At 61.9% G+C, this 15,903-nt stretch carries 15 protein-coding genes; 8 read left to right on the top strand and 7 right to left on the bottom strand.

All coding sequences use genetic code 11. The features are described from left to right. Nucleotides 1-54: 54 nt before the first annotated feature. The 4 genes from ACFORG_RS23180 to acs form a co-directional block, all read right to left on the bottom strand. Entirely contained in the window at nt 55-1,836 is a 1,782-nt protein-coding gene (locus ACFORG_RS23180; RefSeq protein ID WP_386737970.1) for a sodium:solute symporter family protein, read from the bottom strand. Nucleotides 1,837-1,842: 6 nt separating this feature from the next. Beyond that, entirely contained in the window at nt 1,843-2,127 is a 285-nt protein-coding gene (locus ACFORG_RS23175) for a DUF4212 domain-containing protein (RefSeq protein ID WP_386737968.1), read from the bottom strand. Nucleotides 2,128-2,312: 185 nt separating this feature from the next. Beyond that, nucleotides 2,313-2,996: an adenylate kinase gene (locus ACFORG_RS23170; RefSeq protein WP_386737967.1), complete on the bottom strand. Its 684-nt coding sequence runs from the start codon at nt 2,994-2,996 to the stop codon at nt 2,313-2,315. A gap of 10 nt (nt 2,997-3,006) precedes the next feature. Continuing rightward, complete coding sequence (gene acs / locus ACFORG_RS23165) at nt 3,007-4,971, bottom strand: acetate--CoA ligase (protein ID WP_386737966.1); 1,965 nt, start codon at nt 4,969-4,971, stop codon at nt 3,007-3,009. A 464-nt stretch (nt 4,972-5,435) separates the two neighbouring features. Between acs and ACFORG_RS23160 the strand changes: the two genes are divergently transcribed. From ACFORG_RS23160 to ACFORG_RS23150, 3 genes are all read left to right on the top strand, one after another. Next, nucleotides 5,436-6,452, top strand: coding sequence for a C4-dicarboxylate TRAP transporter substrate-binding protein (locus tag ACFORG_RS23160; RefSeq protein ID WP_386737965.1), 1,017 nt, complete (start codon nt 5,436-5,438; stop codon nt 6,450-6,452). Between the two features lie 75 nt (nt 6,453-6,527). Continuing rightward, nucleotides 6,528-7,157, top strand: coding sequence for a TRAP transporter small permease subunit (locus tag ACFORG_RS23155; protein ID WP_386737964.1), 630 nt, complete (start codon nt 6,528-6,530; stop codon nt 7,155-7,157). Between the two features lie 3 nt (nt 7,158-7,160). After that, nucleotides 7,161-8,564 carry a TRAP transporter large permease gene (locus ACFORG_RS23150; protein ID WP_386737963.1) on the top strand — a complete coding sequence of 468 codons (1,404 nt, stop codon included), beginning with the start codon at nt 7,161-7,163 and terminating at the stop codon, nt 8,562-8,564. A 211-nt stretch (nt 8,565-8,775) separates the two neighbouring features. Here the strand turns inward: ACFORG_RS23150 and ACFORG_RS23145 are convergent, their stop codons facing one another. Then, nucleotides 8,776-9,657 carry a helix-turn-helix domain-containing protein gene (locus tag ACFORG_RS23145; protein ID WP_386737962.1) on the bottom strand — a complete coding sequence of 294 codons (882 nt, stop codon included), beginning with the start codon at nt 9,655-9,657 and terminating at the stop codon, nt 8,776-8,778. 52 nt (nt 9,658-9,709) lie between these two features. Here ACFORG_RS23145 and pobA point away from each other — a divergent pair, with 52 nt between their 5' ends. Genes pobA through ACFORG_RS23120 form a run of 5 tightly spaced genes read left to right on the top strand, consistent with a single transcriptional unit; the run spans nt 9,710 to nt 13,879 of the window. Beyond that, nucleotides 9,710-10,876, top strand: coding sequence for a 4-hydroxybenzoate 3-monooxygenase (pobA, locus tag ACFORG_RS23140; protein ID WP_386737961.1), 1,167 nt, complete (start codon nt 9,710-9,712; stop codon nt 10,874-10,876). A gap of 10 nt (nt 10,877-10,886) precedes the next feature. Then, a complete protein-coding gene (gene pcaC, locus ACFORG_RS23135) occupies nt 10,887-11,282 on the top strand; it encodes a 4-carboxymuconolactone decarboxylase (protein WP_386737960.1) in 396 nt (131 codons plus the stop codon). Continuing rightward, nucleotides 11,275-12,003 carry a protocatechuate 3,4-dioxygenase subunit beta gene (gene pcaH, locus ACFORG_RS23130; protein ID WP_386737959.1) on the top strand — a complete coding sequence of 243 codons (729 nt, stop codon included), beginning with the start codon at nt 11,275-11,277 and terminating at the stop codon, nt 12,001-12,003. The genes pcaC and pcaH overlap by 8 nt, the downstream gene beginning before the upstream one ends. After that, nucleotides 12,003-12,602: a protocatechuate 3,4-dioxygenase subunit alpha gene (pcaG, locus tag ACFORG_RS23125; RefSeq protein WP_386737958.1), complete on the top strand. Its 600-nt coding sequence runs from the start codon at nt 12,003-12,005 to the stop codon at nt 12,600-12,602. Before pcaH ends, pcaG begins: the two co-directional genes overlap by 1 nt. Beyond that, on the top strand, nt 12,602-13,879 hold the full coding sequence (locus ACFORG_RS23120) for a flavin-dependent oxidoreductase (protein ID WP_386738088.1): 1,278 nt from the start codon (nt 12,602-12,604) through the stop codon (nt 13,877-13,879). The genes pcaG and ACFORG_RS23120 overlap by 1 nt, the downstream gene beginning before the upstream one ends. On the opposite strand, the gene nagA is transcribed toward ACFORG_RS23120, so the two are convergent. Next, complete coding sequence (gene nagA / locus ACFORG_RS23115; RefSeq protein WP_386737957.1) at nt 13,858-14,985, bottom strand: N-acetylglucosamine-6-phosphate deacetylase; 1,128 nt, start codon at nt 14,983-14,985, stop codon at nt 13,858-13,860. The genes ACFORG_RS23120 and nagA overlap by 22 nt on opposite strands. Then, nucleotides 14,982-15,860, bottom strand: coding sequence for a BadF/BadG/BcrA/BcrD ATPase family protein (locus tag ACFORG_RS23110; RefSeq protein ID WP_386737956.1), 879 nt, complete (start codon nt 15,858-15,860; stop codon nt 14,982-14,984). The genes nagA and ACFORG_RS23110 overlap by 4 nt, the downstream gene beginning before the upstream one ends. Between the last annotated feature and the right edge of the window lie 43 nt (nt 15,861-15,903).

Below are 15,903 nucleotides of genomic sequence, written 5' to 3'. Positions count from 1 at the left end.
GCGGGACCGTTGTCAAAGAGGGCAGGCCGTCGCATGCGGCCCGCCCGTTGGGGATCAGTGGTCCTGCGCCGCGGCGGCACCGCGGGGGATGCGGACGCTTTCCACGAGGTCTTCGATCTCTGCCGGGATAGGTGCACTCGACTTCGAGACGAAGTAGGCCACCGCAAAGTTCACCATCGCGCCGATTGCTCCGAAGGAGGTCGACTTGACCGTGCCCAGCAGCGGGTCGGCATCGGTGAAGCTGTTGGTGCCGGGGATGAAGAACCAGCCCTTGTGCAGGAAGATGTAGATCAGCGTCACGACGAGGCCCGCGATCATGCCTGCCACGGCACCCTTGTTGTTCACCTTGGTAAAGATGCCCATCATCAGCGCCGGGAAGATCGATGCGGCGGCAAGGCCGAAGGCGAGTGCCACGGTTTGTGCAGCAAAGCCCGGAGGGTTGAGCCCCAGGTAGGTCGCCACCGCGATGGCCACCGCCATTGCGATACGTGCCGACAAAAGCTCTCCTTTTTCGCTGATCTGCGGGTTGATCGAGCCCTTGATCAGGTCGTGGCTGACCGCCGAGGAGATCGCCAGCAGCAGACCGGCCGCAGTCGAAAGCGCGGCAGCCAGACCGCCTGCGGCGACGAGGCCGATGACCCAGCCGGGCAGGTTGGCGATTTCAGGGTTGGCCAGAACCAGGATGTCGCGGTTGAAATTGGTCAGCTCGTTGCCTTCCCAACCGTTCGCAGCCGCTTTTTCCTGCATGGCTTCGGACTTGTCGTTATAGTACTGGATCCGACCGTCGCCGTTCTTGTCTTCCCAGCCGAGAAGGCCGGTTTTCTGCCAGGTTGCCATCCAGTCATAGCGCGCATCGTTCTCGATCATCTCGACCGACACGGCCTGACCATCTGTGCCTTCGGGCCACATCATGTCCGAAATGTTCAGACGGGCCATGGCGCCAACCGCGGGGGCGGTGAGGTAGAGCAGCGCGATGAAGACCAGCGCCCAGCCTGCCGACCAGCGCGCGTCGGCCACTTTGGGCACGGTGAAAAAGCGCATGATGACGTGGGGGAGACCCGCTGTACCGATCATCAGCGACAGGGTGAACAGCACCATGTTGAACGTGTCACCGTGATGTGCCGTGTACTCCTTGAAGCCGAGGTCGGTCACGATGGCGTCCAGCTTGGACAACAGCGGCTCGCCGCTGGCGGCGTGATCACCGAAGAGGCCAAGGGCCGGTACGGGGTTGCCGGTCAGCTGCAGCGAGATGAAGACGGCCGGGATCGTGTAAGCCATGATCAGAACGCAGTACTGAGCGACCTGCGTGTAGGTCACGCCCTTCATGCCGCCGAACACGGCATAGGCAAAGACCACACAGGCACCGATCAGCAGGCCGGTGGTGTTCGACACTTCGAGGAAGCGGCCAAAAGCCACGCCAACGCCGGTCATCTGGCCGATCACATAGGTGGTCGACGCGACGATCAGGCAGATCACGGCGACGATGCGCGCTGTCGGGCTGTAGAACCGGTCGCCGATGAACTCGGACACGGTGAACTTGCCGAACTTGCGCAGGTAAGGTGCCAGAAGAAGCGCCAGCAGAACGTAACCGCCGGTCCAGCCCATGAGGAAGGTCGAGTTGTCATAGCCGGTAAAGGCGATGAGACCCGCCATCGAGATGAACGAGGCCGCCGACATCCAGTCGGCCGCCGTGGCCATGCCGTTGGTGACAGGGTGAACGCCGCGTCCTGCGGCGTAGAATTCCGACGTGGAACCCGCCCGGGCCCAGATCGCGATGCCGATGTAGAGCGCAAAGGACGCGCCCACGAACAGCAGGTTGATGGTGAACTGGTCCATGACGGTTTACTCCTCGTCCACGCCGTATTCGGCGTCCAGCTTGTTCATGCGCCAGGCGTAGAAGAAGATCAGCCCGAGGAAGACCAGGATCGAGCCTTGCTGGGCGAACCAGAAGCCAAGATCGGTCCCGCCCACGGCGATGCCCGACAGAAGCGGGCGCAGCAGGATGCCGAACCCGAACGATACCAGCGCCCAGATGACGAGGCTGACGATGATTATGCGCACATTGGCCTGCCAATAGCCTTTGTCGGCCTTGGCCGCCTGCGCGGTATTTGTGGTCTGATCCGCCATTCGCGGGTCCTCCTTCTTTCCTCCAGGGCCGCCCTGCACGGATGGGCGTTCCCTCTCCATTGCGCCTGCCGGGCAGTGATATCGGCAGGCAAGCCGTTACCGGTCCGCCAAGGCGGGTCGTCCGGTCACATTCCTTCAAGGGGGGTGGGGCGGTGGCTTGCGCCGCCGGGCCCGGTCGTTCGCGCCTAGTTCACCGCCCCCTTGACGATGTTGGCGAGGCCCTGGGCGATCTCATCGATCTCGCCCATGGCGTCGATACGCTTCAGCACATCCTTGTCGTCGTAATAGGCGATCAGCGGGGCGGTCTGTGCGTGGTAAGCCTCCAGCCGGCTCGCCACCGTTTCGGCATTGTCATCGGCGCGGCGCTTGAACTCGGTGCCGCCGCACTTGTCACACGTGCCGGACTGCTCAGGTGTCTTGAACGTGTCGTGATAACCTTCGCCGCAACCGGCGCAGGTGTAGCGACCCGAAATCCGGGTCACCATCGCCGCATCCTCGACTTCGAGGCTGATCGCGGCGTCGATCTTCTGGCCGTTGGCTGCAAGCAGTTCGTCCAGCGCAGCGGCCTGAACCGTGGTGCGCGGGAAGCCGTCAAGGATCACGCCGCGGGCGCAATCGGGCTCGGCCAGGCGATCGCGAAGGATGGCGATGACGATGTCGTCGCTGACCAACTCGCCCGCTTCCATGACGGCCTTTGCACGCTTGCCGGCCTCGGTGCCGGCCGCGACGGCTGCACGGAGCAGATCACCGGTGGAGAGTTGAACCAGCCCGAATTCGTTTTCGAGCATGCGGGCCTGCGTGCCCTTTCCGGCACCCGGAGGCCCGAGAAGGATCAGGACGGCGGGTGTGGTTTCGACGACATCTTTCATCATCTTGCCCTCAGCTAGCAGCGCGGTTCTGGATCAGGTCATCGACGACCGAAGGATCGGCCAGTGTCGACGTGTCGCCAAGGCTCCCGAAGTCGTTTTCGGCGATCTTGCGCAGGATGCGGCGCATGATCTTGCCCGAACGGGTCTTGGGCAGGCCTGGGGCCCATTGGATGACATCCGGCGAGGCGATCGGTCCGATTTCGGTCCGCACCCATTGGCGCAGATCCTTGCGCAACTCTTCCGATGGCTCGCGATCGTTCATCAGGGTGACGTAGCAGTAAATGCCCTGACCTTTGATCTCGTGCGGGTAGCCGACGACGGCGGCCTCGGCCACGGCGGCATGGGCCACCAGGGCGCTTTCGACCTCGGCAGTACCCATGCGGTGCCCGGAGACGTTGATCACGTCATCGACGCGGCCGGTGATCCAGTAATCACCATCCTCGTCGCGGCGGCACCCGTCACCAGTGAAGTAGTAGCCTTTGTAATCCGAAAAATAGGTCTTTTCGAACCGCTCGTGGTCGCCCCACACGGTACGCATCTGGCCGGGCCAACTGTCCTTGATGCACAAGACGCCTTCGACCCCGTTGCCGGTGATCTCTTCACCCGATTGGGGGTCGAGAACGACCGGCTGCACGCCGAAGAAAGGCTTCATCGCGGCGCCGGGCTTGAGCGCGTGGGCGCCGGGCAGGGGCGTCATCAGATGTCCGCCGGTTTCGGTCTGCCACCATGTGTCGACAATGGGGCATTTACCCTTGCCGACGACGTCGTTGTACCAGTTCCAGGCCTCGGGATTGATCGGCTCACCCACGGTGCCGAGAATGCGCAGATCGCTCAGATCGTGCTTTTCCACGAACTCGGTGCCCTGACCCATCAGCGCACGAATTGCGGTGGGCGCAGTGTAGAACTGGTTGACCTTGTGCTTTGCGCAGACTTCCCAGAACCGGCCCGCGTCTGGGTAAGTGGGCACACCTTCGAACATCAGCGTTGTCGCGCCGTTGGCCAGAGGGCCATAGACGATATAGCTGTGCCCGGTGACCCATCCCACGTCGGCGGTGCACCAGTAGATGTCACCATCGTGATAGTCGAAGGTGATTTCATGCGTCAGCGCGGCATAGGTCAGGTAACCACCGGTGGTGTGAACGACCCCTTTGGGCTGCCCCGTGGAACCGGACGTGTAAAGAATGAACAACGGATCTTCGGCGTTCATCTCGATGGGCTTGGAGTAATCATCAGCCTCCAGCGCCATTTCGTTATAGTCGAAATCGCGCCCGTCGATCCATGTGGTCTGCCCGCCGGTACGCTTGACCACCAGGCATTTGACAGTGTCCTTGCAGTGCAGCAGGGCGGCATCTGCGTTCGATTTCAGCGGTGTCTTGCGACCGCCGCGCGGCGCTTCGTCCGCGGTGATGATGACCTTGGCGTCGCAGCCATTGACACGGGCCGAGAGCGCATCGGGCGAGAAGCCGGCGAAGACAATCGAATGAATTGCGCCGATCCGGGCGCAGGCAAGCATTGCATAGGCAGCTTCAGGGATCATCGGCAGGTAGATGACAACCCTGTCACCCTTCCGCACACCAAGAGTCTCAAGGATATTGGCCATCCGGCAGACATGGCCGTGCAGCTCCTTGTATGAGATATGCTTGGGCTTTTCGGTGGGGTCGTCGGCCTCCCAGATGATTGCCGTCTGATCGCCTCGGCTGGCAAGGTGACGGTCGACACAATTCGCGGCGACGTTGAGTGTGCCGTCGGCGAACCAGTTGATGTTCACATTTCCGAACTCGTAGGAGACATCCTTGACCTGGCTGAATGGCTTGATCCAGTCGATCCTCTTTGCCTGTTCCGCCCAGAAGCCTTCGGGGTCGTTGATCGAGGCCGCGTACATTTCGTCATACGCGGCGGCATCGACATGCGCGCGGGAAATTACGTCTTGCGACGGCGCATAGGCGGCGGCTTCGGTCTTGGTGGCGGTCGTCATTTGGGCTCCTCCCTCTGACTGATGTCTTGCCCGGCCTTCATAGCACCTGTGTCCGTTGCCATGAAATCCGAACTCCTCCTGACCCCACATAATACGCGTGACTGAAAATAATGAAATAACTTACGGTAAAGACACGATTTGTCTGTAAAGTTTTTTGATGCATTCTGGATGTATTGTAAATTTTTGCCAGAATGCCTTGAAAAACCTCATTTCCGCACAAGCGGCCGGAGTCAACGCGTTCAGTGGCTGGAAATCGGGTTACCGCTATCAGCGATGAACCGGCGAGGCGAAGGCGGCCCAGACAAGACCTCAATGGATAGAGAGTCATGGTGATTGTACTCTCAAACGCCCCGACTCGCGCGCCGAGCCCGAAAGGGCGAGGGGTTGGCACGCCATTCACTTGGCGCTAGCTTCGCTGCCAAGCGGCAATCGGGAGAGAGGCCGCATCAATAGGGAGAGAAATCATGACCAAGTTTCTGACCGGTACGGCCGTGGCCGCGCTGAGCTTTGCACTCGTGTCCGAGGCCGCCGCGACCGAATGGAATGCCTCAGTCTGGGGCAAGCGCCGCGCCTTTACCGAGCATGTCGAGAAGCTGGCCGAGCTGGTTGCAGAGAAAACCGGGGGCGAGTTCACGATCAATGTCAGCTATGGCGGTCTGTCCAAACCGCGCGAGAACCTCGACGGAATCTCGATCGGCGCCTTCGAAATGGCACAGTTCTGCGCTGGATATCACCGCGACAAGAACCGGGCGATCACCGTTCTCGAGCTGCCTTTCCTCGGTGTGTCCAACCTCGAAGAAGAAGTCGCAGTCAGCCATGCTGTCTATGACCACCCGGCGGTTCAGGACGAAATGGCGCAATGGAATGCCAAGATCTTGATGACGTCGCCCATGCCGCAATACAACCTCGTCGGCACTGGCGATCCCCGCGAGACTTTGGCGTCGATGGACGGCATGCGCGTACGCGCGACCGGCGGCCTGGGCGAGGCGTTCTCGGCCGTGGGCGGTGTGCCGACCTCGGTTCCGGCGACCGAAGCCTATAACGCAATGGAATCGGGTGTGGTCGATACGGTTGCCTTCGCGCAGCATGCCCACCTGTCTTTTGGTACGATCAACCGCGCCGACTGGTGGACCGCGAACCTCAACCCCGGCACGGTGAATTGCCCGGTCGTCGTAAATACCGATGCTTACGAGGCCCTGTCCGATGAGCATCGCGAGGCGCTGGACAGTTCGATCGACGAAGCCATCGAACACTACTTGGCAAACTACGCCGAATTGCTGGAGCGCTGGGACACGGTGCTTGAGGAGAAAGGCGTAGCCAAAGTGATGATCTCTGACGAGGTCCTTTCGGAATTCCGCGCCAAGGCGGCCGATCCGATCCGCGAAAAGTGGATCGCGGACATGTCAGGCCAGGGTCTGCCTGCGCAGGAACTCTACGATACTGTTGTTCAGGCGCTGGAAGAGGCCCGCGGGGGCAGCTGATCGCTTTTTCTCGTGCCGGGCGCGGATTCGTGTCCGGCTCATTCACCCCCCTGGAAATGACAAGGGAGTTCTGCCATGGCAGGACATGCATCGGTCTTGGAGGACGAGTCCAGGCTGAGCCAGATCGACCGTTCGCTCTTGCGGCTCGAAAAATTCATGGCGCTTCTGAGCGGCATAGCGGTTTTTGGACTGATGGTGCTTGCCGTGGTCTCCGTGGGTGGACGTAACCTGATGAACGCGCCCTTGCCCGGCTATGTCGACTGGATCGAGGCGGCAATGCCGCTGATCGCCTTTCTCGGCATCTCCTACGTGCAGCGCGATGGCGGCCATATCCGCATGGACATTGTCATCAGCCGGTTGAAAGGCCGAGCGCAATGGCTGTTCGAGCTGTTCTCGGTCTTGCTGATCCTGCTTGTGGTGGTCGCGTTGATCTGGGGGAGTTGGTCGCATTTTGGGCGGTCCTTTGACTTCAACGCACCAATGTGGAGCCGTGACAGCTCTATCGACATTGGATTGCCGATCTGGCCGGCAAAGCTGCTGGCGCCGGTTGCCTTCTCGGTGCTTGCGCTGAGGCTCGTTCTGCAGGTCTGGGGATACGGACGGGCCCTTGTCCTTGGACTGGCTAATCCGGTGGCCGTACCCTTGGTGCAGGACGCAGCGGCGCAGGCGGCGGCCGAGGCCGAACAACTCGACGGGCAGGGATAAGCCATGGATACGATCGAAATCGGGCTCTGGGTTACCGGAGGTCTGCTCTTCCTCGTCGTCACAGGCATGCGCGTGGCCTTTGCCGCTGCATTGGCCGGTCTCGTGGGTCTTCTTTGGGTTTTCTGGTCTAAACGGGGCTATGACCCCGAGGATTTCGGCTGGGCATTGACCGTAGCGGTGAAAACGGCGGGGCAGGTACCGCATTCAAAGGTTGCTGCCCACACGCTGAGCCTGATCCCGACATTCATCCTGATCGGTTACCTCGCCTATTACGCGGGCTTGACCCGCGCGCTGTTCGAGGCAGCGAAACGCTGGGTGGCGTGGGTGCCAGGTGGCCTCGCCGTTTCGACCGTGTTCGCGACAGCGGGCTTTGCCGCCGTATCCGGCGCATCGGTTGCGACCTCTGCTGTCTTTGCACGGATCGCCATACCGGAGATGCTGAAGATTGGTTACAACAAGCAGTTCGCGGCGGGGGTCGTCGCGGCCGGCGGCACGCTGGCCTCGCTCATCCCTCCGTCGGCGATTCTGGTGATCTATGCAATCATCGTGGAGCAGGACGTGGGCAAGCTGCTGCTTGCAGGCTTCATTCCAGGAGCCTTCTCAGCCATCATCTACGGCACGCTGATCGTGGGCATCGCCGTCATATTCAAATCAGTCGGTCCACCTGTACGGGGGTTCACTTGGGGCGAGCGGTTCGCGGCGCTTCCCGGTGCGCTGCCAATCGTGGCCGTCATCCTCATTATCATCGGGTTCGTCTACAACCCGTTCGGCGAACAGGCCTGGGGCACACCGACCGAGGGTGGTGCGATCGGGGCCTTCATCGTTTTCCTGTTTGCACTTTGGCGCGGTATGCGATGGGAACAGTTGAAGGCGGCCCTGCTCGAAACGGCAAAGCTGACCGCGATGATCTTTTCAATCATCTGGGGCGTGTTGATCTACGTCCGTTTCCTGGGCTTCGCGGATTTGCCGGGTGCGTTTTCCGACTGGATAACCGGGCTCGAGATGTCGCCGATGCTGATCCTGATCTGCATCCTTCTCGCTTACGCCGTTCTGGGCATGTTCATGGATGCGATCGGCATGCTTTTGCTGACATTGCCGGTGGTCTATCCTGCGGTGATGGCGCTGAATGGCGGCGAGACGGTGACCGCGGCCGAGAGCACGTTTGGAATGTCGGGGCCGATGTGCGCGATCTGGTTCGGTATCCTCGTGGTGAAGATGGCCGAATTCTGCCTGATCACCCCACCCATCGGGCTGAACTGCTTTGTCGTTGCCGGCGTGCGGCCAGACCTGAGCGTTCAGGACGTGTTCCGCGGTGTCACGCCGTTTTTCATTGCAGACGGCCTGACCATTGCCGCGCTGGTCGCGTTTCCGGGGATCGTGCTCTATCTGCCGTCGCTTGCCCAATAGAACAGGGTGGGCGGACGCTCTGTTTCGCCTGCGCCGAAAGGCGCCCGCCCGCCGATCCGTTTGCCCAGGCGGTTCGTGAGTGTATCGGGGTAGTGCCGCAATAATTTCGATCGTGCCCCGGACCGGTTCTGCTCATCGCCTTGTGGTTTCCTAAGGCCGCGCAGGGGTATGGCCGTGTCGACCGGAGCTTCGCGACGCATGCGAATACGGTTTAACTCACGATACTGTCCCGATAGGTCGAGGGCGTCTGACCGCGTGCCGCGCGGAAGCGTTTCGAGAAATACGACGGGTCCGAGAACCCCAGCCGATACCCGATCTCGGACACGGGCAAACGGGTAAAGGCAAGCAGGCGGCAGGCCTCGTCGATGCGGGCTTGTTCGATATAGGCTGTTGCCCCGCGGCCCGTCGCGGCCCGACATATCCGGCTGAGATGTCCGGCGGTAAGGGAAAGAGCGGCGGCATAATCCCTCGCTGTCCAGCTGTCGGACATGTGTCGGGCGATCAGCACGTCCAATTGCGTGAGCCGCGTGTGATCAGCCTGAAGCGCATCGCGGGAATGTCCAGTCTCGGCAATCATAGCAAGCACGGAATGTGCCATTCCTACTGCGCGTTGAGCACGAAACGGACCCGTATCAATCGCCACATTTGCAAGCATTTCAGCGAGAGCTGCAAGCGCGGGCATGACCCTGCCCGAAACAGGTTGTGCAAGGGCGCGCATGAGATCGGCCGAGGACGGGCCGATTGCATTGACCACTGCCACTGGAACCGAAATCACTTGGCCCACGGTTTCAGGTCTGAACGAGAATTCATGCACTTTCTGAGGCGGAATGAAGAGGAAATGGCGCGCCTCCAGCAACATCCGGCCACCATCGATGACCGCCTCGCCGCGGCCTTTCGTGATCAGGAAAACCTGCGCTAGATGTGCGTGCCGGTGCGGCGGAATACGCCACCCATGTTGCGGCGACCGGACCGAGAGCGGTTCGGAATGGATTACGTCGGGAAACCGTCCGGTTTCGCCAAGAAGCGTGAAAACTGGGATCGGGTCTGAGCCGTTCATGCACGAAAAATACCATTGGCTGCCCGCCGCGTCCATTCTTTGACTCGTTCAGCGAGGCTAAGATGCCCCGATCAGCCGGGAGGACGACATGAAAACGCAGATCGCCATTATCGGGGGCGGGCCCTCCGGGTTGCTTTTGTCGCAGTTGCTGAACCGGGCTGGTGTCGAAACGGTGATCCTTGAACGGGCCAGCCGGTCCCATGTTCTTGGCCGGATCCGTGCAGGTGTTCTGGAATGGGGCACGGTCGAACTGCTCGAGGCTGCAGGCGTCGCCGACCGACTGAATGCCGAAGGCATGGTTCACGAAGGCTGTTTCGTCACTGATGACGAGTTGATGGTGCGCATCGATTTCAAGGCACTCACGGGCAAAACCGTCATGGTTTATGGTCAGACCGAGGTTACAGCGGACCTGTATGATGCGCAGGATGCGATGGGGACGACCATCCTGCACGAGGTCTCTGATGTGTCCATTCATGGCGGCGACACCGAGGCCCCGCATGTCACGTTCACCCACGACGGAATGCAAAAGCGTCTGGATTGCGCTTATGTCGCGGGCTGCGACGGGTTTCATGGCGTCAGCCGCAAAACGATCCCCGCCGAAAAGCGACAGGAGTTCGAGCGTGTGTATCCCTTTGGCTGGCTGGGTATCCTGTCCAGAACGGCGCCCGCCAATCATGAATTGATCTATGCCAACTCGCCGAACGGCTTTGCGCTGGCCTCGATGCGCGGGCCGCAGCTCAGCCGGTATTACGTTCAGGTGCCATTGTCGGACAAGCCCGAGGATTGGAGCGATGCGCGTTTCTGGGAGAAACTGAAATCCTGCCTGCCGTCCGAGGTTGCGCAGACCATGGAAACGGGACCGTCTATCGAGAAATCCATTGCGCCTTTGCGCTCTTTCGTCAGCGAGCCATTGCGATGGGGGCGTCTGTTCCTAGCCGGGGATGCGGCGCATATCGTGCCCCCGACAGGCGCAAAGGGGCTGAACCTTGCAGCCTCGGACATATTCTACCTGCACCAGGCGCTGATCGAGGCCGTCCGGGGCGATACAGGCGGTATCGATGCCTATTCGGAACGGGCATTGGCACGGATCTGGAAAGCCATGCGCTTCTCCTGGCAGATGACCACCATGCTCCACCGGTTCGAAGGCGAAGACAGCTTTGCCGAACAGATGCGTCGTGCCACATTGCTGCATCTGTCGCAGTCGGAAACGGCGCGGCGTGAACTGGCCGAGAATTACATCGGCCTGCCGTTCTGAGGGAGGCGGGATGAGCGAGCGACACAACAAGGGAATGGAAGTGCGGCGTGCCGTTCTGGGGGCGGCCCATGTCGACCGCGCCGAGGCGAACCGGACCGAAGACGATACGCCTTTTCAGACGCTGATCACCGAAGGTGCCTGGGGTACGGTCTGGGCGTCCGATGCAATTTCGCGCCGCGACCGATCGATGTTGACTCTGGCGCTCTTGGCGGCGACTGGAAATTTCGAGGAAATTCCGATGCATATCCGCGCTTGCGCGCGGACCGGGGCCACCAGGTCCGATGTGATGGAGGCGTTCCAGCACGTTGCGATCTACGCGGGCGTGCCGCGCGCCAACCACGCGATCAAGCTCGCCAAGGCGACTTGGGCCGAAATGGCGGCTGAACAGGAGGGAACCCATGACTGAGACCGCTGCACTCATGCCGCGTCAGCGCGACAAACACCCGGTGCCGTACTGGCCCGACTACAAGACGTCTGTTTCGCGTTCACCCTCTTTGCCGCTGCTGTCGATGGAGTCCACGCCGAGCGAAGAAACCGGGCCCCGTTTCGGCCACTCGCTGCTGGGGCCGCTCGATAACAACCTGATCCTGAACTACACGCAGGGCAAGGCCCCGGCCGTGGGGGAACGCATCCGCGTACACGGGCGCGTTCTGGACGAAACAGGAAGACCGGTGGCGAACACGCTTGTCGAGATCTGGCAGGCCAATGCGGGCGGACGTTATCGCCATGTCAAGGATACCTATTTCGCGCCGCTCGACCCGAATTTCGGTGGTTGCGGCAGGACGCTGACGGACGAGAACGGATATTACGAGTTCATGACCATCCGGCCCGGCGCATACCCGTGGCCCAACCGCGCCAATGACTGGCGGCCCATGCATATCCATTTCTCGGTCTTCGGCCACGCCTTCGGCCAGCGCCTGATCAGCCAGATGTATTTCGAAGGGGATCCGCTGATCGATCGGTGCCCCATCGCGGCAACCATACGTGACCGGGGACAATTGGAACGCCTCGTGGCGCCGCTCGACATGCAAAGCTCGCGGCCGCTCGACTATCTTGCCTACAAGTTCGACATCGTGTTGCGCGGGCGGCGGCAAACCATGTTCGAGAACAAGCCGGAGGGAATGTGATGACGCAAGCGCTGGACCTGTTGACCGAAACGCCAAGCCAGACGGCAGGGCCTTATGTGCATATCGGCTGCATTCCCAGTTTCGCGGGAGTCGAGGGGATCTATCCGCAGGACCTGGGCCAGAGTCCGTTTTCCGAGGGGGCCAGGGGCGAGGTGATCACCATCACCGGATCGGTATTCGATGGCACAGGCTGGGCGATGCGCGACGCGATGCTGGAAAGCTGGCAGGCGGATGCCGCGGGTGTCTATCCTGGTCAGGCAGGTGCCGATCCGAACGTGGCGGGCTTTTGCCGTTTCGCGGCAGACAAGGACAGTGGAGAGTTCACCCTGCGCACGATCAAGCCCGGTGCAGTGAGTGGTCGTGGTGGCGCCGCCATGGCGCCGCATATCTCGCTCTGGATCGTTGCACGGGGGATCAATATCGGACTCAATACACGGATCTATTTCGAGGATGAGGCTAATGACGCCGATCCGCTGCTTGCCCGGATCGAACAGCGGCAGCGTGTCGATACGCTGGTCGCGAAGAAAACCGGTGAAGGCCACTATCGGTTCGACATCCGGCTTCAGGGCTATGACGAAACCGTTTTTCTGGATCTCTGATCGTGACGCGGGTTCTTATTGCCGGGGGCGGCATAGGCGGGCTGGTGACGGCCCTGACACTTCACCAGATCGGTGTTGCCTGCACCGTGTTCGAAGCGGTCGACGAAATGCGCCCGCTTGGTGTCGGGATAAACCTGCAACCGAACGCCGTACGCGAGCTGCTCGACCTCGGCCTTTCGGAGGAGGATCTGGCTTCGGTCGGGGTCCCGATTCAGGAATGGGCGCTTCTCGGGTTGAACGGGCGCGAGGTCTATGCCGAGCCGCGCGGCAGGGCAGCCGGTTATGGCTGGCCGCAATTTGCGGTACACCGCGGGGCGTTGCACATGCTGCTCTACCGTACGGTGCTGGATCGTCTCGGCCCTGACGCGGTGCTGCTTGACGCGCGTATCACCGGCTACACGGTCGAGGCTGACGGAGTTGTTGCCCATCTGCAAACCGGCGAAAGCGTATCCGGTACATTGCTGATCGGCGCGGATGGCATCCACTCGGCCATCCGTGCCCAGATGCATCCCGATCAGCCGCCGATCCATTGGGGCGGTGCGGTCATGTGGCGCGGAACAGTGCGCACGCGGCCGATCCGCACCGGTGCGTCCTTCATCGGACTGGGTACCCACCGCCATCGGATGGTGATCTACCCGATTTCAGCCCCCGACTCCGATGGCCTAGCGCTCGTCAACTGGATCGCAGAAGTTACCGTGGACAGCACGGATGGATGGACCGGCGAGGGCTGGTTCCGTCCCGTCGCGGTCGAGGATTTCGTCCATCACTTCGATGGTTTCCGGTATGACTGGCTGGATGTGCCGGCAATGCTGCAGGCGGCGGATTGTGCCTATGAAAACCCGATGATCGACCGTGATCCGGTCGAAACCTGGGTTCAGGGGCCGGTTGCCCTGTTGGGCGACGCCGCGCATGCAATGTATCCCACCGGTTCCAACGGGGCGAGCCAGGCAGTGATCGATGCGCGAACGCTCGGCGCAAAGCTGCTACAGCACGGTGCAACGCCGCAGGCGCTCGCGGCGTATGACGACCAGCTTTGCGGACCGGTCTCAGAATTGGTGCTCCGCAACCGTGGGGCGGGGCCTTTCGGCCTGCTGAACCTTCTCGACGAACGCTGCGGCGGGGTGTTCGACGATATCGACGCGGTGATCCCCGAGGAGGAACGCCGCGCCTTCATGGCGGGGTACAAACAGGCGGCAGGTTTCGCCATTGACGCCCTGAATGCCGCACCGCCGACGATCCCGCAGGGCGCGCGCGTTCAGTCGGGAAGTTCGCTGTAACGGAGGTGCTCATCCAGGTGGATCGCGGTCCAGGGGCCGCCCGGCTCCAACACCCCGACGCCGCGCGGCAATCGCAGCACCCCGGCAGGGACGCCCGTGGCCATGGCAAGGGCCTGTTCAAGCGGCAGCCCGACCTCACCCGTCATCACCTGAAGCGCGCGGGTCAGCGTCAGGTCCGCCCCGGCCAGTGTCCCGTCCTCTAGCGTCAGCCGCCCGGAATGACGCAGCACGCGTCGACCGCTCAACTGAAACTCACCGATGTCCGAGCCGACAGTCGCCATTGCATCCGTGACCAGAAAGACCCTCTCAGCACCCTTCGCCGCCACTGCTGCACGGATTGCGGTTGGATGGACATGGATGCCGTCGGCGATCAAGCCGGCCTTTACGTGCGTGGCCAGAGTTGCACCGACCAATCCCGGCGCGCGGCTCGACATCTGGCTCATCGCGTTGAACAGATGGGTGACACAAACCGCACCGGCACATAGCGCCTCCTGCGCAGTCTCCGCGCTGCAATCGCTGTGACCCAGCGCGAGGATTACCCCGGCAGCGGCCAGCTGACGGATCTGTTCGACCGACACGCTTTCCGGTGCGATCGTCACCATCAGGTTCGGCAGGCGTACGGCTGCCTCGCTCAGGAATTCGAGGTCACGATCCTCCATCGGCCGGATCAGGGCTTCATCATGTGCGCCTTTCCGCCGGGGATCGAGATGCGGTCCTTCGAGGTGTAGTCCGATGATGCCGGGCACGTCCTGTTCGATTGCCGAGACCACCGCGTCGACCGCAAGCCGTGTGCGCTCGGGCGTGTCGGTAATAAGCGTGGGCAGTATCGCGCGGGTTCCTGTCGCCCGGTGCGCGGCGGCGACCGTGGCCAGCCCCGCGACAGTTGTTTCGTCGTTGAACATCACGCCGCCCCCGCCATTGACTTGGAGATCGACGAACCCAGGGGTCAGAACACCCCCTGCAAGAGGGATGATACTGACATCGGCGGGAAGCGCATCTTCGGCGACAGCCCCGACGTAGCGATCCTGTTCGACCAGTGCGGCGTGACCTTTGACTAGGGTTCGGCCGTCGAACAGCGACGCGCCTTTGTACGCTCGAAGCGTCATGCCGAATCCTCGGCCAGGTGCTGGGCAAGATACAGCGCGCCATCCAGAGCATCGCCTGCGGGCGGCGCGATCCTGCTGCGAAACGTGGGCGAGAGAAACCGCTCGTAGTGCGGGCCAAGGCCACCGGACAGGCAGACGACCTCGTCGGGATGCAGGTCCATCATGGCCAGAGCCTCGTCGAAATAGGCGGCCCCTTTTTCCATCAACGTGGTTGCCGCTGCGTCCCTTGCATCTGCGGCGGCCACGACTTCGGGCGCGAAAACGGCATAGTCGCCCGGGCTCGCGTCGCGTGCAAAATCGACGATGCGACGCGTCTCTCCTTCGAAACGGGCCAGGACCGTATTGGTCAGGGAGCTATGGCGGCGCAGACCGTCTTCGGCCATCAGGATATGGCCAAGCAGTTCGCGACCCATCCACGCGCCTGAACCCTGATCGCCCAATTGCAGGCCCCAACCCCCTATGAAGAATGTAATTTCTTTCCAGCGGCGCGCGACGAAGGAACCTGTTCCGGCGGCAAGAAGCGCGCCGTTTCTTGGTCCGAGCGCACCGTGCAGCGCGGTCTTCTGGTCGTCGCTGACCGTCACGCGGGCAAAGGGCAGGCGCTGCGCGACCGCGTCGCCCTGATCGGCGCCAAGCAACCCGGCAAGACCAAGATGCGCGGTCAAGTGTTCGAGTTTGGGCGCATGTGGCCCAAGCTTCAGCGCTGCGCGTTCGACTGCCGTCATGATGTTGAGGACCGCGCCGCCGGGGTCGGTGGTGATGTTGGCGGGGCCGGCTTCGGCGCGGGACAGGACCTTGCCGGTGAGGGTGGCCAACGCCGCGCGGCATCCCGTGCCGCCGCCGTCAACGGCGCATATCAGGGCTTCTTCGCTCATGATCCGAGATGTGGCAGAGCCGCGCGCGGGAGGGAAGCCGAAA

Origin of the sequence: Lutimaribacter marinistellae (genome assembly GCF_042648365.1) — a bacterium.
In the GTDB taxonomy this organism is placed as follows: Bacteria; Pseudomonadota; Alphaproteobacteria; order Rhodobacterales; family Rhodobacteraceae; genus Lutimaribacter_A; species Lutimaribacter_A marinistellae.
The sequence above is the reverse complement of the archived record's forward strand: the minus strand, read 5'-3'. Positions and strand labels throughout refer to the sequence as shown.